Source organism: Streptomyces aquilus (assembly GCF_003955715.1).
GTDB classification, from domain to species: Bacteria; Actinomycetota; Actinomycetes; order Streptomycetales; family Streptomycetaceae; genus Streptomyces; species Streptomyces aquilus.
This window is the reverse complement of the sequence record NZ_CP034463.1, coordinates 1,842,545-1,859,499: the sequence shown is the minus strand read 5'-3', so window position 1 is coordinate 1,859,499 and position 16,955 is coordinate 1,842,545. Positions and strand designations below refer to the sequence as shown.

17 protein-coding genes are annotated in these 16,955 nt (G+C 71.2%); 6 read left to right on the top strand and 11 right to left on the bottom strand.

The features are described from left to right. Positions 1-7: 7 nt before the first annotated feature. Complete coding sequence (locus EJC51_RS08555; RefSeq protein WP_126270509.1) at positions 8-517, bottom strand: Lrp/AsnC family transcriptional regulator; 510 nt, start codon at positions 515-517, stop codon at positions 8-10. A 78-nt stretch (positions 518-595) separates the two neighbouring features. Here EJC51_RS08555 and EJC51_RS08550 point away from each other — a divergent pair, with 78 nt between their 5' ends. From EJC51_RS08550 to EJC51_RS08535, 4 genes are read left to right on the top strand one after another with little or no spacing between them, the layout of a single operon-like run. Next, a complete protein-coding gene (locus EJC51_RS08550; RefSeq protein ID WP_126270508.1) occupies positions 596-1,366 on the top strand; it encodes a LytR/AlgR family response regulator transcription factor in 771 nt (256 codons plus the stop codon). A 1-nt stretch (position 1,367) separates the two neighbouring features. Then, entirely contained in the window at positions 1,368-1,730 is a 363-nt protein-coding gene (locus EJC51_RS08545) for a hypothetical protein (RefSeq protein WP_126270507.1), read from the top strand. After that, the gene (locus EJC51_RS08540) at positions 1,727-3,439 is read left to right on the top strand and encodes a sodium/solute symporter (protein WP_126270506.1); all 1,713 of its coding nucleotides are present in this window, start codon (positions 1,727-1,729) and stop codon (positions 3,437-3,439) included. The genes EJC51_RS08545 and EJC51_RS08540 overlap by 4 nt, the downstream gene beginning before the upstream one ends. Before the next feature lie 34 nt (positions 3,440-3,473). Continuing rightward, entirely contained in the window at positions 3,474-4,655 is a 1,182-nt protein-coding gene (locus EJC51_RS08535) for a sensor histidine kinase (RefSeq protein WP_126270505.1), read from the top strand. A 13-nt stretch (positions 4,656-4,668) separates the two neighbouring features. Here EJC51_RS08535 and EJC51_RS08530 read toward each other — a convergent pair whose 3' ends face one another. From EJC51_RS08530 to EJC51_RS08500, 7 genes are all read right to left on the bottom strand, one after another. Continuing rightward, entirely contained in the window at positions 4,669-4,839 is a 171-nt protein-coding gene (locus EJC51_RS08530; RefSeq protein WP_015662072.1) for a hypothetical protein, read from the bottom strand. Positions 4,840-4,862: 23 nt separating this feature from the next. Continuing rightward, positions 4,863-6,692 carry a serine/threonine-protein kinase gene (locus tag EJC51_RS08525; protein WP_126270504.1) on the bottom strand — a complete coding sequence of 610 codons (1,830 nt, stop codon included), beginning with the start codon at positions 6,690-6,692 and terminating at the stop codon, positions 4,863-4,865. 28 nt (positions 6,693-6,720) lie between these two features. After that, positions 6,721-8,058, bottom strand: coding sequence for a DUF6777 domain-containing protein (locus tag EJC51_RS08520; RefSeq protein ID WP_341870638.1), 1,338 nt, complete (start codon positions 8,056-8,058; stop codon positions 6,721-6,723). A gap of 86 nt (positions 8,059-8,144) precedes the next feature. After that, positions 8,145-9,095, bottom strand: a complete 951-nt coding sequence (locus EJC51_RS08515; RefSeq protein ID WP_126270502.1) for a cytochrome c oxidase assembly protein — start codon at positions 9,093-9,095, stop codon at positions 8,145-8,147. Positions 9,096-9,275: 180 nt separating this feature from the next. Continuing rightward, a complete protein-coding gene (locus EJC51_RS08510) occupies positions 9,276-10,301 on the bottom strand; it encodes a 6-phosphofructokinase (RefSeq protein WP_079309500.1) in 1,026 nt (341 codons plus the stop codon). 191 nt (positions 10,302-10,492) lie between these two features. Then, on the bottom strand, positions 10,493-11,221 hold the full coding sequence (locus tag EJC51_RS08505) for a type 1 glutamine amidotransferase (RefSeq protein ID WP_097260974.1): 729 nt from the start codon (positions 11,219-11,221) through the stop codon (positions 10,493-10,495). 16 nt (positions 11,222-11,237) lie between these two features. Further along, positions 11,238-12,476, bottom strand: a complete 1,239-nt coding sequence (locus EJC51_RS08500) for a MurT ligase domain-containing protein (protein ID WP_126270501.1) — start codon at positions 12,474-12,476, stop codon at positions 11,238-11,240. 105 nt (positions 12,477-12,581) lie between these two features. Between EJC51_RS08500 and def the strand changes: the two genes are divergently transcribed. Then, positions 12,582-13,121, top strand: coding sequence for a peptide deformylase (gene def, locus EJC51_RS08495; RefSeq protein WP_126270500.1), 540 nt, complete (start codon positions 12,582-12,584; stop codon positions 13,119-13,121). A 61-nt stretch (positions 13,122-13,182) separates the two neighbouring features. On the opposite strand, the gene EJC51_RS08490 is transcribed toward def, so the two are convergent. Further along, complete coding sequence (locus EJC51_RS08490) at positions 13,183-13,827, bottom strand: TetR/AcrR family transcriptional regulator (RefSeq protein ID WP_097260971.1); 645 nt, start codon at positions 13,825-13,827, stop codon at positions 13,183-13,185. Positions 13,828-13,999: 172 nt separating this feature from the next. Here EJC51_RS08490 and EJC51_RS08485 point away from each other — a divergent pair, with 172 nt between their 5' ends. Beyond that, positions 14,000-15,226: an acyl-CoA dehydrogenase family protein gene (locus EJC51_RS08485; protein WP_079309504.1), complete on the top strand. Its 1,227-nt coding sequence runs from the start codon at positions 14,000-14,002 to the stop codon at positions 15,224-15,226. On the opposite strand, the gene EJC51_RS08480 is transcribed toward EJC51_RS08485, so the two are convergent. Together EJC51_RS08480 and EJC51_RS08475 are read right to left on the bottom strand one after the other, a co-directional pair. Next, positions 15,223-15,744 (bottom strand): cupin domain-containing protein, encoded by a 522-nt coding sequence (locus tag EJC51_RS08480; RefSeq protein ID WP_126270499.1) that lies wholly within the window; start codon positions 15,742-15,744, stop codon positions 15,223-15,225. The two genes, EJC51_RS08485 and EJC51_RS08480, sit on opposite strands and share 4 nt — an antisense overlap. After that, entirely contained in the window at positions 15,741-16,955 is a 1,215-nt protein-coding gene (locus EJC51_RS08475) for a cytochrome P450 (RefSeq protein ID WP_126270498.1), read from the bottom strand. The genes EJC51_RS08480 and EJC51_RS08475 overlap by 4 nt, the downstream gene beginning before the upstream one ends.

Here is a 16,955-nt window from a genome sequence, read left to right as displayed (position 1 = left end):
CGGATGTTTATTCGGGTGAGGACGAGGGTGAGGGTGCGGGAGCCGGCTGGGTGGCGCCCGCCTCGGGGCTCTCCGGGAGCAGATGGGACAGCACCATCACGCTGATCGTCTTGCGGATGAAGGGCTCCACGCGGATGCGTTCCAGCACCTCCTCGAAGTGCTCCACGTCCCGCGCCCGCACATGCAGCAGCGCGTCCGCGCCCCCGGTCACCGTCATCGCCGCCGTGATCTCCGGATGGTTGCGCACCACCTCCGCGAGCCGCCGCGGCGGGGCCGCGCCCTCGCAGTACACCTCGACGTACGCCTCGGTGCGCCAGCCCAGCGCGGACGGCTGCACGGTCGCCGTGAACCCGGTGATGACCCCGGTCTCCCGGAGCCGGTCGACCCGCCGTTTGACGGCCGTGGAGGACAGTCCGATCGCGGCGCCGATCTCCGCGAAGGACGTCCGGGCGTTCGCCATCAGCGCGCTGATGATCTTCCGGTCGAGTGCGTCGAACGCGGGGGGCCTGCTGTTCATGGCGGCACGATACCCAGCGGGAACGTCCACGCCTCGGCACATGTCCAGACGTACGAATTACTCCTACACTCCGGGTTCATGCTGCGCGCCCTGGCTGTCGACGACGAACGCCCCTCGCTGGAGGAACTGCTCTACCTCCTCAACGCCGACCCCCGCATCGGCAGCGCGGCGGGCGCCGGCGACGCGACCGAGGCGCTGCGCCGTATCAACCGCGCGCTGGAGTCGGGGCCGGACGGCCCGGAGGCGATCGACGTCGTCTTCCTCGACATCAACATGCCCGGCCTCGACGGCCTCGACCTGGCCCGGCTGCTCACCGGCTTCGCCAAGCCCCCGCTGGTCGTGTTCGTCACCGCCCACGAGGACTTCGCCGTCCAGGCCTTCGACCTCAAGGCCGTCGACTACGTCCTCAAGCCGGTCCGCAAGGAACGGCTCGCCGAGGCCGTACGACGCGCCGCCGAACTCGTACGACGCCCCGCCGAACCCGACGAGCAGGCCCCCCGCATCCCCGTGCACGAACCCGACCCCGACCACATACCCGTCGAGCTCGGCGGCGTGACCCGCTTCGTCTCCGTCGAGGACATCACCCATGTGGAGGCCCAGGGCGACTACGCCCGGCTGCACACCACCAGGGGCAGCCATCTGGTCCGCATCCCGCTGTCCGCCCTGGAGGAGCGCTGGCGCTCCCGCGGCTTCGTCCGCATCCACCGCCGCCATCTGGTCGCCCTGCGCCACATCGGCGAACTCCGCCTCGACGCCGGCACGGTCAGCGTCCTGGTCGGCTCCGAGGAACTCCAGGTCAGCCGGCGCCACGCCCGCGAACTGCGCGACCTGCTGATGCGGAGGACCTGACATGCCGCACCAGGACCCCTCCGAACGCCGGGTCGTCGTCACCGGCCCGCCCCGCCGCACCCGGCGCGCGTCCGGCTACTACCGCCCGCGCACCGAGATCGACGAACAGACCACCCTCGGCCACACCTACGTCCGCTCCCTCATGCGCAGCCAACTCCGCGCCGGACTCACCGTGTTCGCCGTCCTCGGCCTCCTCATCGGCCCGCTCCCGCTGCTGTTCGCCGCGCTGCCCGACGCCCGCCGGCTGGAGTGGGCGGTCCTCGGCTTCGGCGTCTACGTCCCGCTGGTGCTGCTCGCCCGCTGGTACGTGCGGCGCGCGGAACGCAACGAGCGGGACTTCGTGCGGCTCGTAGAGGACCGATGAACTCCAGTTACGCCGTTCCGGCGGTCGCCCTCGTCGTCGTCGCCACCGTCCTCGTCGGCGCCTTCGGCCTGCGCATCTCCCGCACCACCTCCGACTTCTACGTCGCCTCCCGCACCGTGGGGCCACGGCTGAACGCGGCCGCCATCAGCGGCGAGTACCTGTCGGCGGCCTCGTTCCTCGGCATCGCCGGACTCGTCCTCGTCCAGGGCCCGGACATGCTCTGGTACCCGGTCGGCTACACCGCCGGATACCTGGTCCTCCTGCTCTTCGTCGCCGCCCCGCTGCGTCGCTCCGGCGCGTACACGCTCCCCGACTTCGCCGAGGCCCGGCTCGCCTCGCAGGCGGTACGGCGACTGGCGGGGGCCTTCGTCGTCGGGGTCGGCTGGCTGTACCTGCTGCCCCAACTCCAGGGCGCCGGGCTGACGTTGCAGGTGCTGACCGGGGCGCCGGACTCGCTCGGCGGCATCATCGTCGCCGTCGTGGTCGTCGCCACCGTCGCCGCCGGCGGCATGCGCAGCATCACCTTCGTGCAGGCCTTCCAGTACTGGCTCAAGCTCACCGCCCTCCTCGTCCCCGCCCTCTTCCTGATCCTCGCCTGGCAGGGCGACGGCGCCCCCAGCCACGCCTTCGAGGAACCGGCGACCTTCCGCGAGCAGCGCGTGGTCCGCGTCGGCGACAGCCTCGACCTGAAGCTCGACCGCCCGCTGGCCGTCACGGTCGACGGCACGGTGGACGGCCGCACTCACACGGACACCGAGCTCCGTCTCGGCCCCGGCACCCATCACATCGACGCCGGCACCCTGCTCACCTTCGCCGCGGGCGACCCCGTCCCCGAGGCCGACCGCCGCAGCGACGCCGGCCTGTCGCCCTCCCAGGCCGAGAGCCGCGGCGAACGCCCGCTGTACGCCACGTACGGCCTGATCCTCGCGACCTTCCTCGGCACCATGGGCCTGCCGCACGTCGTCGTCCGCTTCTACACCAGCCCGCACGGCGTCGCCGCCCGCCGCACCACCGTCGCCGTACTGGGCCTGATCGGCGCCTTCTACCTGCTGCCGCCCGTCTACGGCGCCCTCGGCCGCCTCTACGCCCCCGAGCTCACCCTCACCGGGGACGCGGACGCCGCCGTCCTGCTGCTGCCGGACCGGGTGATCGGCGGCCTCGGCGGCGACCTGCTCGGCGCGCTGGTCGCCGGAGGTGCCTTCGCCGCGTTCCTCTCCACCGCCTCCGGGCTGACCATGGCCGTCGCGGGCGTGCTCACCCAGGACGTGCTGCCGTCGCGGGGCGTGCGGCACTTCCGCCTCGGCACGGTCATCGCCATGGCCGTACCGCTGGCGGCGAGCGCCCTGGTCGGCGGGTTGCCGGTCGCCGACGCGGTGGGCCTGGCGTTCGCCGTGTCCGCCTCCTCCTTCTGCCCGCTGCTCGTGCTCGGCATCTGGTGGCGGCGGCTCACCCCGCCGGGCGCGGCGGCCGGGATGCTGATCGGCGGCGGCTCCGCGCTGGTGGCGGTCGCGGCGACCATGGCCGGATTCCCCGGTTCCGGCGCGGTGCGCGCCCTGCTCGCCTGGCCGGCCCTCTGGTCGGTGCCGCTGGGGTTCCTCACCATGGTGCTGGTGTCCCTGGCGACCCCCGGCAAGGTCCCGGCCGGGACGGCGGCGATCCTGGCCCGGTTCCATCTGCCGGAGGAGCTGCGGACGGAGGTGAAGGCATGAGCGCATGCCGCGAGCACACCGGGGAGGCGGGGCGATGAGCGGATTCCTCGCCGGGCTGTGCGTGGCGATCCTGCCCCTGCTCGCCGCCGGCTTCTGGCTCGGCCGCCGTACCGCGCGCTCCGAGAACCTCGGCGGCCTCGGCACGCCCGTCGAGCACGCCACCTTCGAGACCCTGCACACCGCGTCCCTCGCCGCGCCGCCGCTGCGCGCGGGACTGACGGAGGAGACGGCCCGCAAGTCGGCCCGCAGGCTACGGACGTTGCTCGGCACGGACGCCCTGTGCCTGACCGACCAGGAGCGGGTCCTCGTCTGGGACGGCGTCGGCGGCCATCACCGCGACGAGATCATGAAACGCCTCGCCGGGCCGCTGGAGACCGGCCGCGGCGAGGCCTTCCCGCTGACCTGCGACGCCCTCGACTGCACCGTGAGCTGGGCGGTGGTCGCCCCGCTCACCGTCGACGACCGGGTCCACGGCGCCCTCGTGGCCTGTGCGCCCCGCGAGTCGGCCGTGCTGGTGCGGGCCGCTGGAGAGGTCGCCCGCTGGGTCTCCGTCCAGCTGGAACTCGCCGACCTCGACCGGTCCCGCACCCGCCTCATCGAGGCCGAGATCAAGGCCCTGCGCGCCCAGATCTCCCCGCACTTCATCTTCAACTCCCTCGCGGTCATCGCGTCGTTCGTCCGCACCGACCCCGAGCGCGCCCGCGAACTGCTCCTGGAGTTCGCCGACTTCACCCGCTACAGCTTCCGCCGGCACGGCGACTTCACCACCCTCGCCGACGAACTCCACGCCATCGACCACTACTTGGCGCTGGTGAGAGCCCGCTTCGGCGACCGCCTCTCCGTCACCCTGCAGATCGCCCCCGAGGTACTGCCGGTCACGCTGCCCTTCCTGTGCCTCCAGCCGCTCGTGGAGAACGCCGTCAAGCACGGCCTGGAAGGCAAGACGGACAAATGCCACATCCAGATCACGGCACAGGACGCGGGCGCCGAAGCCCTCGTCGTCATCGAGGACGACGGCGCGGGAATGGACCCCTCCGTACTGCGCCGCATCCTCGCCGGCGAGGTCAGCCCCTCGGGCGGCATCGGGCTGTCCAACGTCGACGACCGGCTGCGCCAGGTGTACGGCGACGACCACGGCCTCGTCATCGAGACCGCCGTCGGCGCCGGCATGAGGATCACCGCCCGGCTGCCGAAGTACCAGCCGGGCGTCCACTAGGCGTCGGCCGGGCTCAGGTACTGCGGGTGACGACCATCCCGAGCGTGATCAGTCCCAGCACGACCCAGCCGAACCACAGCCAGCCGTTGCTGCCGAGCGCCACCGTGTAGGCGGTCACCACGACGAGTCCGCCGACGGTGAGCACCCCCATCGTTCTGGTCGAGCCGTCCGTGGAACCGGGCATCGCGACACCCTCCTCGGGATTCCTCAGGATCCGTCCCCCTCCATGGTGCCCCCGTTCTGCTTCCTGACGGTGCAGACGACGAAATGCGTGCCCGCCTTCCACGGGCCCTCGCTCGTCCAGGACCCCGCCCGGTACACCGACGGATCGAACCCGTACTCGCCCGGCGCCACATCCTTGCCGCAGGCCAGGTCCGCCGCCTCGGCGCCGGCCTCCTCCAGCGTCACGTCCTGGGCCAGTCGGGTGAACCCGAGGACCTCCTCGTCGTGCGGCCCCGCACAGGACACCAGCCGCGCGTCCCGGTTGGACCGCACCTCCAGACAGTCCCGCTTCTGCATGGACGACACGTCGAGGAACTTCGTCCCCGGCTTCCGGTGCCCGCCGAGCGGCCCGTACACCGGCCCGTGCGCGCCCACCACCAGACATGCCGTACGGCGTCCCGAGGCCGTGAACCCCTGCGCGGTCGGTACGAGGGCGAGACCGCGCACATCGGCCAGCTTCCCGCGGATCTCCTGGGTCACCTCCTCGCAGCGCGCCGGACCCCGATCCCGCGCCTCGGCCGCCGACGCGGCGGCGACGAAGGCCATCACCTGCCCGTCCGGCGGCCCGCCGCACTGCGCGTCCAGCGCCACCTGCGGCGTCCCCTGGAAGGGCACCCCGCCCGGCCAGTCCACGGTCACACAGTCACCGTCGCGCAGGGCTCTGCCGAGCCCGACGTCCGTCCCGTACGGCGATGCCGTCGCGTCGCCACCACCGCCCCCGGGCGGCTGCTGCGCCACGGCGTACCAGACCCCGCCCCCGGCGAGCGCAAGGCCCAGCAGACCGGCGAGGGCCGAGTGCAGGGCCCGCGGACGGGTACGGCGCCGACTCCCGCCACCACTGGTGACCAGCGGAGGCGCTGCCGGCGGACTGGGCGGTGGCGGCGCCGGCTGCGCCCACGGCGGCTGTGAGCCCAGGTCGGTCTGGGTCCGGGTGAACGGATCGGCCTGCGGCGTGACGATCTGCGACAGCGCCGTCTCCGTCTGCGCGGCGGAGATCCGCAGCTCCGGCTCCTTGACCAGCATCGCCGCCAGTACGGGGGCCAGGGCGCCCGCCCGCACCGGTGGCCGCGGCTCCTCCGTCACCACCGCGCTGATCTCCGCGAAGTGCGAGTCGCGCTCGAAGGGACCGCATCCCTCCACCGCGTGGTAGAGCGTGCACCCCAGCGAGAACAGGTCGGCGGCCGGCGTGGGCGAGCCGCCCGTGGCCCGCTCCGGCGCCAGATAACCGGCCGTACCGACCAGCACCGACGTCAGCGTGTACCGCGTCTCCCCGGCGTCCGGCTGCACCGAGATGCCGTAGTCGGTGAGCAGGACGCGGCCGTACGGCGCCCCGCCGCGGTCCGGCGCGAGCAGGATGTTCGCCGGTTTCACGTCCCGGTGCATGACGCCCCGCTCGTGGCCTGCGGTCAGCGCGTCGAGGACGGCGAGCCCGATGCGGGCGCACTCGGCGGGCGCCAGCGGGCCGCGCCGGGCGATCAGCTCACGCAGGTCGACCGCGCCCGGCACGTACTCCATGACGATCCAGGGCAGCCCGTCGTGCTCCAGCACGTCGTGCACGGTCACCACATGCGGATGACCGCGCAGCCCGGCCGCGTGCCGGGCCTCCGCGCGAGCCCGCGCGACCCGGGCCTCCCGCTCGTGACCGGCCTCGGACGGGTCCCGGAAGACGATCTCCTTGAGCGCGACCTCGCAGGCGAGTCTCTGGTCGTGGGCGAGCCACACATGGCCCATGCCGCCGCTGCCGAGCTGGTTCAGCAGCAGATAGCGGCCGGCGATGACCCGGCCCACTCCCGATGTCGATGGTCCTGAAGGCATCCGGTGACTCCCGGGTTCTGCGGGGGCGCTACGTGGCGACGCTTGCGGTGGGCTCCTCGGGCGCGGACTCGGTGCTGGGCGGCGGCACGACGGTCGTGACCGGCGGCGGGGCGGCGGTCGTCACCGGCGGCGCGCTGGTCGTCACCGGGGGAGCGCTCGTGGTCTCCGGCGGTGGCGGGGACGGCGGCGGTGCGCTGGTCACGGTCGACGGCGAGGTCGACGGTGAGGTCGGGGTCGACGGGGGCGTGGACGTCGACGTCGACGTCGACGGGCCGGACGGTGTGCTCGTCGAGGGGCTGGTCGAGGGACTGGTCGACGGCGACTTCGACGTGCTGCCGCTCGATTCCGGCGCCGAGGTACCGGGCGTCGACGGCCCGGACAGCGAGGGCTCCGACGGCGGGGGAGAGGTGGTGTCGCCGTCTCCGGGCGACGAACCCTCCGCCACGCTCAGCATCACGTACTGCCCGAACCGCAGCTCGGTCCCGGCCGGCGGGTCGGTCGCCGTGACCCGCGCGCTGTCCGCCGGCACCGACCCGGTGTCGTACCCGGCCGCGAGGCCCTTGTCGGCCAGCGCCTGCCGGGCCTCACCGAAGGTCTTCCCCGCAAGACCGGGGACGGCCTCGGTCTTCCGGGTGTCGAAGGCGGCGTCCTTCGCGCCCCCGGTGCCGACCGGCCGGTTGATCCCGCGGTCGGGATCGTCCACGTCGACCAGGGCGATCTTCTCCAGCGGACGGGCCGCGGGCCGCACCGCCACGACCGAGGAACGGTCGTACCCCTTCCACTCCTTGTTCCCGTCCTCGAACTTGACCGAGATACGGTTCGTGTCACCCGTGAAAGGACGCAGGGGATTTCCGCAGCTGCACTTCACGGCCGGCTGTCCCCGGTGATCGACGAGAATCGCGATTCCGGCCTGGAGCAGCGAGTCGTAGGGAACGGCCTTTCCCTTTTTGTAGTCGTGATTCTTGACGAGAGTGTCGTGACGCAGCAGAACCGGTGTGAGTCGATCCAGATATTCCGGTATCTCACCGGTGGTGATTCCCAGGGCACGCGCCCACGCCTGTGCCTTCTGGTCGTTCCCGGGATCGGTGAGGAATGCCTTGAGTTTCTTGACGTCACAGACGGTCGGTTGCTTCGAGCCGCCGTACAGCCCCGGAGTGTCGCCCTGCTGAAGGCTGCCTCGCACGGGCTGCGCCTTGACGTCCGGCGCGTCCTCGCCGAGTCCGCTCCGCTCGTCGAAGAACGGCGCGAGTGACGGCACCCCGGCCGCGACCGCCTTCACCACCAGCGAAGGCGTACCTCTGTCGCAGCCACTCACCGCGAGAACGAGAACCAACAGACACGCGACCTTTGCCGCGAGCCTTTGCATAAATGCGCGAAATGTCATCACCGCTCCCCCCGGCGGTTCCCCCAACGCGCTTCATGCTACTGAATGACCCAGTCCCAAAAGGCCTTTCAGCGCCCACGTGCGTTCAATGAGGCCAAATAGGCGTTGTATGCCTCGAGTTCCTTGTCGCCGTCCCGGTCGGCGGCCCGGTCCTTGCGCCGGGCCTGCCGCTGCTCCGAGCCGTACCACTGGAACAGCAGCGCGAGCAGCACCAGCACGGACGGGATCTCACTGAACGCCCAGGCGATCCCGCCCGCGGCGTTCTGGTCCGAGAGCGCGTCGATACCGAGCGAGGCGGGCGGATTCTTGAACGTCTCGACCATCGGGGTCGACGCCATCATCAACGCGATCCCGAAGAACGCGTGGAACGGCATGCCCGCGAACAGCTCCAGCATCCGCATCAGATAACCCGGCCGGTGCGGCCCCGGGTCGACACCGATGATCGGCCAGAAGAAGACGACACCCACCGCGAGGAAGTGCACCATCATCGCGAGGTGCCCGGTCCTGGACCCCATCAGGAAGTCGAAGAGCGGAGTGAAGTACAGCGCGTACAGGCTCGCGATGAACAGCGGGATCGTGAACGCCGGGTGCGTGATGATCCGCATGTACCGGCTGTGCAGCAGCGCCAGCAGCAGCTCGCGCGGCCCCTTGCGCCCCTTGCCGGCGGCGGGCAGCACCCGCAGCGCGAGGGTCACGGGAGCGCCGAGCAGGATCAGGATCGGCGACAGCATGCTGATGACCATGTGCTGCACCATGTGCACGCTGAACATGACCATGCCGTAGTCGTTGAGCCGGGTGCACATCACGAGCATGATCGTCAGCACACCGACGACGAACGACACCGTCCGCCCCGCCGACCAGGCGTCCCCACGCCGCCGCAGCCGGAAGACCCCGTACCCGTACAGCCCGAGCCCCACCAGGCAGGCGACGAGAAAGAACGGGTCGGCCGACCACTGAAGCCCCCGCCCCAGCGTGAACGGCGGCAGATCCATGGTCATGCCGTGCCCGCTGTGATCCATTACGCCGGCTCCTGATTCGTGGGGGTTGTGCACTTACGTCCGCCCCAAGACTAGAACTGCCCCCGGCGACCTTTGTCACCGGGGGCAAGCTGATGTCCCTCAGGGGCGCGGGGCTGTATTAATTTGCGGCTCCGCCGCGTGGGCGCGAGCCACCACGAACGACTCGCACCCGCCAGACGACTAGAGGACGCACTCCGCTTCGGCGTACCGCTCCTCAGGAACCGTCTTCAACGTCTCCACCGCTTCCGCCAACGGCACCATCACGATGTCCGTCCCCCGCAGCGCGGTCATGTGACCGAACTCGCCCCGGTGCACGGCCTCCACCGCATGCCACCCGAACCGCGTGGCAAGAACACGGTCGTACGCGGTCGGCGTACCGCCCCGCTGCACATGCCCCAGGATCACCGGCCGCGCTTCCTTCCCCAGCCGCTGCTCCAGCTCGATGGACAGCTGCCGCGCGATCCCGGCGAAGCGCTCGTGCCCGTAGATGTCCTTGCCGCCCTCGTCGAACGCCATGGACCCCGGCGCCGGCTTCGCGCCCTCCGCCGCGACGACGATCGCGAACCGCTTGCCGGCCTCGAACCGCTCGCCGACCCGCCGCGCCAACTCCTCGATGTCGAAGGGCCGTTCCGGCACGACGATGGCGTGCGCGCCGGCCGCCATGCCGGAGTGCAGCGCGATCCAGCCGGTGTGCCGCCCCATGACCTCGACGACGAGCACGCGCTGATGCGACTCGGCGGTGGTCTTGAGCCGGTCCAGGGCCTCCGTGGCCACGCCCACGGCCGTGTCGAAGCCGAAGGTGACGTCCGTGACCGCGATGTCGTTGTCGATGGTCTTCGGCACGCCGACGATCGGCAGCCCCGCGTCGGACATCAGCCGGGCCGCCTTCAGCGTGCCCTCGCCACCGATCGGGATGATCGCGTCGAGGCCGAGCTCGGCGACATGTCCCTTGGCCCGCTCCACTCCGTCACGCAGATGGGAGGGCTGGACCCGGGAGGAGCCGAGGATGGTGCCGCCGCGGGCGAGGATGCCGCCCACCGCGTCGAGGTCGAGCTTGAGGTAGTCGCACTCCAGGAGACCCTTCCAGCCGTCCCGGAAGCCGATGACCTCGTCGCCGTGGTCGGCGACGGCACGGTGCACGACGGACCGGATGACGGCGTTCAGGCCGGGGCAGTCGCCGCCGGACGTGAGGACACCAATGCGCATAGCCCGAAACAACCTTCTCAACGTGGGCCGGGGACCGGACCACGCTGTCCGGCTCGATCCCCGCCACCCTAGCGGCAGGAGGGGGCGGGACCGAACCGTGCGTCCGCCTGCTGGACGGCCCCGCTCAGGTGTGCGGACACATCGTCAGACGGGCTGGTGAAGTGACCCTTGAGTACTGGTGAACTCCCAGCTCACGCGGGCTGCTGCGCGGAGGCGATGCGCTCGTTGCGCAGCGCCTCGTACCAGCGGTCGTCGGTCGGCGGCAGCGCGTTCACGTCGAGCGCCAGCTTCAGCAGCAGGTCGGCGATGAGCGGGTTCCGCGCCAGCACGGGACCGTGCATGTAGGTACCGAAGACCGTGTCGTTGTACGCGCCCTCCGTGCCGTCTCCCGTGCCGTTGCCGTTGCCCAGGCGGACGTTGGCGAGCGGGCGGGCGGTGGGGCCGAGGTGGGTGACGCCCTGGTGGTTCTCGAAGCCGGTCAGCGGGGGCAGCCCGAGGCGCGGGTCGATGTCGGCGAGGACGTCACCGACGCACCGCGCGCCCTCACCACGGACCGAGACCACGTCGAGCAGGCCGAGACCCGGCTCACGCTGGCCGAGGTCGTTGATGAACTCGTGCCCGAGGATCTGGTAGCCGGCACACACCGAGAACACGATCGCGCCGTTCTCCACCGCCCGGTGCAGTCCGCCGTCCCGGCGCAGCCGCTCCGCCGCGAGCCGCTGCGGACGGTCCTCGCCGCCGCCGATGAGGTAGATGTCCCCGGAGGTCGGGATCGGCTGGTCGCTGCGCACGTCGAGGCGGGCCACGTCGAGGCCCCGCTGCCGCGCCCGGCGCTCCACGACCAGGACGTTGCCCTGGTCGCCGTACGTGCTGAGCAGGTCGGGATAGATCCAGACGACCCGCAGCTGGTTGTCGCTCACAAAAGTCCCCTGAGTGTCAGTTGCCGACGCGGCGGCGCAGGTCCTGGAAGGCGGTGTAGTTGGCGATGACCTCGATGCGGCCCGGCGGGCACAGCTGCACGGCCTGGTCGAGGTTCTCGCAGACCTGGAAGTGCTGGTTGGCGACTTCCAGACGCACCGCGAGGTCGAGCTTGCGGTCGCCGATGACGCAGATCGGGTGGCCGGTCAGCCGCGTGTAGTCGACGTCCCACAGCCAGGAGGTGTCGGTGCCGTCGGCGCCGCGCGCGTTCACCGAGAGGATCACCGGGGTGGGCGGCGGATCGATGAGGCTGAACGTTTCGAGCCAGCCGGCCGGGTTCTTCGCGAGCAGCAGCCGCAGATCACGCTGCTGGAACTGCACCACGTCATACCGCCCGGCGACGGCCTGCACCTGGTACATGCGCTCCAGCGCGACCTGCGGCGGTACGCCGAACACGGCGGCGACGGCGGCCGAGGAGGCGGCGTTGGCCTTGTTGGCGCGGCCGGGCAGCTGAAGATGGATCGGCCAGGCGGAACCGTGCGGGTCCAGCACGTGGTCCCCGGACAGCGCCCAGCTCGGCGTCGGCCGCCGGAACCCGCACTCCCCGCAGAACCAGTCGTCGCCCGGCCGCTGCATCACACCACCGCAGGACGGGCAGGACCAGGCGTCGTCCTTCCACATCTGCCCGGCGGCGACCCAGACGACGTTGGGGGAGGAGGAGGCGGCCCACACGACCAGCGGGTCGTCGGCGTTGGCGATGATGACGGCCTTGCTGCCGGCCAGCCCCTCACGCCAGGCCTCGGCGAGCATGCGCGTCTCGGCGGCACGGTCGAGCTGGTCGCGGGAGAGGTTGAGCAGCGCGATGCACTTCGGCGCGGTGTCCCGGGCGACGCCGGCGAGGTACTTCTCGTCGACCTCGATCACGCCGTAGCGGGCGTCCGAGCTGCCGGCGAGAGCCGAGGTGATGCCGGCGGGCATGTTGGCGCCGAGCGCGTTGGACACGACGGGCCCGGCGGCCCGCAGCGCCTCGGCGATCAGCCTGGTGGTCGTGGTCTTGCCGTTGGTCGCCGAGACAAGAACCACATCCAGGTTCTGGGCGAGCCGGGCGAGGAGGTCGGGGTCGAGCTTGAGCGCCACCCGGCCGCCGATCACCGAACCGCTGCCGCGCCCCGCGGCGCGCGACGCCGCTGCGACCGCCTTGCCCGCGGTCACGGCGATCTTGGCCCGCGGCGTGAGCGGGTCCGAGTTGCCTGCCATCAGTTCTCGATCCTCCTTGCGTACGCGCCGCGCCTGACGGCAACGTGGTGGTGGTCAGCCTATCGAGATCCATTCGCAGTCCCGAATCGCCGTACCCTTGCGGCCATGCGAAACAGCTCCATTCCGGGCACCCGTGGACGGGTCCGGCCCCTCACCCTGCTCGGTGACCCCGTCCTGCACGCCCCGTGCGAGGACGTCACGGACTTCGGCCCGGAACTGGCGACGCTCGTGGAGGACTTGTTCGCGACGATGTACGCGGCGCAGGGAGTCGGCCTCGCCGCCAACCAGATCGGCGAGCCGCTGCGGGTGTTCGTCTACGACTGCCCGGACGACGAGGATGTACGGCACCTGGGACATGTGGTCAACCCGCGCCTGGTGGAGGCGGACGGACTGGTGCTGCGGGGCCCGGAGGGCTGCCTGTCCCTGCCGGGCCTGGAGGCGGGAACGGAACGCCACGACCACGCGGTGGTGGAGGGTTTCACGATGACGGGGGAGCCGGTGCGGGTGCAGGGCACGGGTTGGTTCGCGAGGTGCTTGCAGCATGAGTGCGACCACGTGGAGGGCCGGGTCTACGTCGATCACCTCACGGGGTGGCGGAAGCGACGGGTATTGCGGCAGGCCGCCAAGGCGCCGTGGGGGCGTTGAGTTCGTGCGGCTGCGGGCCGTCGGTGGCTGGTCGCGCAGTTCCCCGCGCCCCCAGGGGGTTTCAGAACCCGGGACCACCGACCTTGTCCCCTGCGGCAGCCAACCGCCCCCACAACAGATCCGCCAGACTCCGCACCAACTCAGCCCGAGAACAAGGCCGTTCCCCCAGCCACCAGTCCCCGGCCGCATGCATCATCCCGACGATCCCGTGCCCCCACACCCGAGCCAGTTGCTGACTCCCGGGCCCGAGATCCACCCGGTCCTCGATGACCTGCGCCAACTCCTCGCCCATCCGCCGCAGCAGCGGAGCCGAGTGCTTGCCGACGTCGAACCCCTGGTCCCCGACCTGACCCCCCTCCGCGGGATGCATCAGGAACCGGTACACCTGAGGCCGCGCCTCGATCGCCGCGAGGTAGGTGTCGAGCGTGGCCTCCACCCGCTCCCGCCGCTCCGCGGGCGCGTCCAGCGCGGCCCGGAGAGAATCCAGCAGCGCGTCTGTATGCCGCTTGGCCAACGCCGCGTAGAGTCCCCCCTTGTCACCGAAGTGACGGTAGAGGATCGGCTTGGTGATGCCCGCTTCCGCGGCGATCGCGTTCATGGAGGCCTGCGGTCCGTCACGCAGGACCACCCGGTCCGCGGCCTCCAGCAGCTCGCGCCGACGGCGGTCGGCGGACCGTTGCTGATCGGTCCGCTGCGTGGTGTCCATGAGCTCTCCCCACCCGTGCTGATTCGGTAATGCCTGCGCAAGCTAACACTCACCATGCCTCATGCATCGAACGGGCTGCCGAGGTGTCATCAGGAGTTGACTTTTCCTACCGGTCGGTAACAGACTCGGGTTACCGCTAGTAACATGCATTTGCGCCGCCGCTGGAGGGGACATGGCCGAGTTCACCATGGAGCTCAACGACGAACAGAAGGAGGTCCGGGACTGGCTGCACGGCTTCGCCGCCGACGTCATCCGCCCCGCGGCCGCCGAATGGGACGAGCGTGAGGAGACTCCCTGGCCGGTCATCCAGGAGGCCGCCAAGGTCGGCATCTACTCGCTCGACTTCTACGCCCAGCAGTACTTCGACTCCACCGGCCTCGGCATCCCCATGGCGATGGAGGAGCTGTTCTGGGGCGACGCGGGCATCGCGCTGTCGATCGTCGGCACCGGTCTCGCCGCCGTCGGCGTCCTCGCCAACGGCACCGAGGAGCAGATCGGCACCTGGATCCCGCAGATGTACGGCGACGTCAACGACGTCAAGGTCGCCGCGTTCTGCTCCTCCGAGCCGGACGCCGGTTCGGACGTGGCCTCGATGCGCACCCGCGCGGTGTACGACGAGGCCAAGGACGAGTGGGTGCTCAACGGCACCAAGACCTGGGCGACCAACGGCGGCATCGCCAACGTCCACGTGGTCGTGGCCGTGGTCGACGCGGAGCTCGGCTCCAAGGGCCACGCCTCCTTCATCATCCCGCCGAACACCCCCGGCCTGTCCCAGGGCCAGAAGTTCAAGAAGCACGGCATCCGCGCCTCGCACACCGCCGAGGTCGTCCTGGAGAACGTGCGCGTGCCCGGCTCCTGCCTCCTCGGTGGCAAGGAGAAGCTCGACGAGCGCCTCGCCCGGGCCCGCGAGCGGGCCAAGCAGGGCGGCGAGCGCGTGAAGAACGCGGCGATGGCCACGTTCGAGGCCTCCCGCCCGGCGGTCGGCGCGATGGCGGTGGGCACCGCCCGGGCCGCGTACGAGGTCGCCCTCGACTACGCCAAGACCCGCGAGCAGTTCGGCCGCCCGATCATCGACAACCAGGGCGTCGCCTTCCAGCTCGCCGACATGCGTACGTCCATCGACGCCGCCCGGCTGCTGGTCTGGCGCGCCTCCTGGATGGCGATCAACGGCAAGCCGTTCACCGCGGCCGAGGGCTCGATGTCGAAGCTGTTCGCCAGCGAGACGGCCAAGAAGGTCACCGCCCAGGCGGTCCAGATCCTCGGCGGCAACGGCTACACCCGCGAGTACCCGGTCGAGCGCATGCACCGCGACGCCGCGATCTACACGATCTTCGAGGGCACGAGCGAGATCCAGCGCCTGGTCATCGCCCGCACCCTCTCGGGGATGCCGATCCGCTAGCGGTGCCTGAGCGGCGTCAGCTGCTCGATGTCGTACCGCCGGCGCAGCTCCTCGATCGCCGCGTGATCCGGCGGGCCCCCGCCGCCCAGGATCTCGAGCAGTTCCTCGAAGTACCGCTCGTGATCCGGCGGCGGGGACGCCTGGAAGAACATCTTGGCCGGGGTGTCCGTCGGGTTCGCGAACGCGTGCGGACAGCCCGGGGGTACGACGATCACCGTGCCCGGTGTCGCCCGTACCACCCGGCTGCCCGAACTGGACTCCCAGTGCTGCCAGTTGTCGGGGGTGCGCACCCTCGGCTCGAAGGCGAGCACGTCCAGCTCGCCTTCGAGGACGTAGAACAACTCCTCGCTGCGGGTGTGCACATGGGCGCCCACGTCGAAGCCGGGCGGGACGACGACCTCGAAGGTGGAGGCCGCGCGCGAGTGCGACCCGGTCACCTTGAACGTCACGTGCTGGGCGGGGGTCTGCACCACCCGGCCGTGCCCCGGGGGGACCAGCAGCCCTTCGGGAGCCGTCACCACGTCACCGGAAGCGCCTCGGGACCGCGGATCAACGCGCCCTTCTTGAAGGGGACCTGGTCCGCGGGGACCGCCAGCCGCAGCCCCGGGAGCCGGTCCAGCAGCGCGTCCACCAGCAGTTCGGACTCCAGCCGGGCCAGCATGCCGCCCGGGCAGTAGTGCGGGCCGAAGCCGAAGGACACATGCGGGTTGGGGCTGCGGGTGAAGTCGATCGTCTCCGGGAACGGGAAGACGTCCGGATCGCGGTTGGCGGCCAGGTACGACACGTAGACCGGGTCGCCGGCCCGGATGCGCACGCCCCGGATGCCCACGTCCTCCAGCGCGATCCGCGACAGGCCGACCGCGTTGCGGTGCGGGATGTAGCGCAGCAGTTCGTCGATGGCCCGGGGGCGGATCGACGGTTCCGTGCGCAGCCGGTCCGCCAGGTCCGGGCGGGTCAGCAGCAGGTAGAACATCTGCCCGCTGTTGTTCGTCACCGCCTCGCCGCCGATCTGGAGCAGCACCGCGAGCCCCACGGCCTCGCCCAGCGTCACCTCGCCGCGGCCCACCGCGGCGCCGAGCAGTGAGGCGACGTCCTCGCCCGTGCTGCCCTCCCGCAGCCCGATGAGATCGCCGAAGTAGGCGCCCATCTCCTTCTTGGCCTTCTCGCTGACTTGCTTGCCGTGCGCGGAGGACAGGATCAGCTGGGTCCACGTGTGCATGACGTGCCGGTCGGCCGCCGGGACGCCCATCAGCTCGCAGATCACGGCGATGGGGAACGGGGTCAGCACGGTGGCGGTGAGATCGGCGGGCGGCCCGTCCTGCACCAGCTCGTCGACCAGTTCGTCCAGCATCCGGCGGGACTTCTCCCGCACCCGCTCCACGCCCTTCGAGGTCAGCGCGGCGGCCACCGTGCGGCGCAGCCGGGTGTGGTCCGGCGGGTCCAGGAAACCGACGGCGCCCCGCTCGGGGATGAAGTGCGGGGCGAGCCGGGTGACCGGCTGGTCCATGACGGCCTCCCGGCTGAACCGGGGGTCGTTGGTCACCATCCGGACGTCGTCGTACCGGGTGACCAGCCAGGCCCAGCCCTCGCCGTTGGGCAGCTGGATCCGGGTGACCGGCCCCTCCCGCATCAGCTCGGTGAGCACCGGGTCGAAGTCGGTCCCGCTCAGGTCGAGGGCCGGCCAGTGCCGGATGGGCGGCAGGATCTCGGTGATCGTCTCTTCGGTCAT

Coding starts and splice junctions, on each gene's coding strand:
- EJC51_RS08555 (WP_126270509.1), bottom strand. CDS start 517: ATGAACAGCAGGCCCCCCGCGTTCGACGCACTCGACCGGAAGATCATC.
- EJC51_RS08550 (WP_126270508.1), top strand. CDS start 596: ATGCTGCGCGCCCTGGCTGTCGACGACGAACGCCCCTCGCTGGAGGAA.
- EJC51_RS08545 (WP_126270507.1), top strand. CDS start 1,368: ATGCCGCACCAGGACCCCTCCGAACGCCGGGTCGTCGTCACCGGCCCG.
- EJC51_RS08540 (WP_126270506.1), top strand. CDS start 1,727: ATGAACTCCAGTTACGCCGTTCCGGCGGTCGCCCTCGTCGTCGTCGCC.
- EJC51_RS08535 (WP_126270505.1), top strand. CDS start 3,474: ATGAGCGGATTCCTCGCCGGGCTGTGCGTGGCGATCCTGCCCCTGCTC.
- EJC51_RS08530 (WP_015662072.1), bottom strand. CDS start 4,839: ATGCCCGGTTCCACGGACGGCTCGACCAGAACGATGGGGGTGCTCACC.
- EJC51_RS08525 (WP_126270504.1), bottom strand. CDS start 6,692: ATGCCTTCAGGACCATCGACATCGGGAGTGGGCCGGGTCATCGCCGGC.
- EJC51_RS08520 (WP_341870638.1), bottom strand. CDS start 8,058: ATGCAAAGGCTCGCGGCAAAGGTCGCGTGTCTGTTGGTTCTCGTTCTC.
- EJC51_RS08515 (WP_126270502.1), bottom strand. CDS start 9,095: ATGGATCACAGCGGGCACGGCATGACCATGGATCTGCCGCCGTTCACG.
- EJC51_RS08510 (WP_079309500.1), bottom strand. CDS start 10,301: ATGCGCATTGGTGTCCTCACGTCCGGCGGCGACTGCCCCGGCCTGAAC.
- EJC51_RS08500 (WP_126270501.1), bottom strand. CDS start 12,476: ATGGCAGGCAACTCGGACCCGCTCACGCCGCGGGCCAAGATCGCCGTG.
- def (WP_126270500.1), top strand. CDS start 12,582: ATGCGAAACAGCTCCATTCCGGGCACCCGTGGACGGGTCCGGCCCCTC.
- EJC51_RS08490 (WP_097260971.1), bottom strand. CDS start 13,827: ATGGACACCACGCAGCGGACCGATCAGCAACGGTCCGCCGACCGCCGT.
- EJC51_RS08485 (WP_079309504.1), top strand. CDS start 14,000: ATGGCCGAGTTCACCATGGAGCTCAACGACGAACAGAAGGAGGTCCGG.
- EJC51_RS08475 (WP_126270498.1), bottom strand. CDS start 16,955: ATGACCGAAGAGACGATCACCGAGATCCTGCCGCCCATCCGGCACTGG.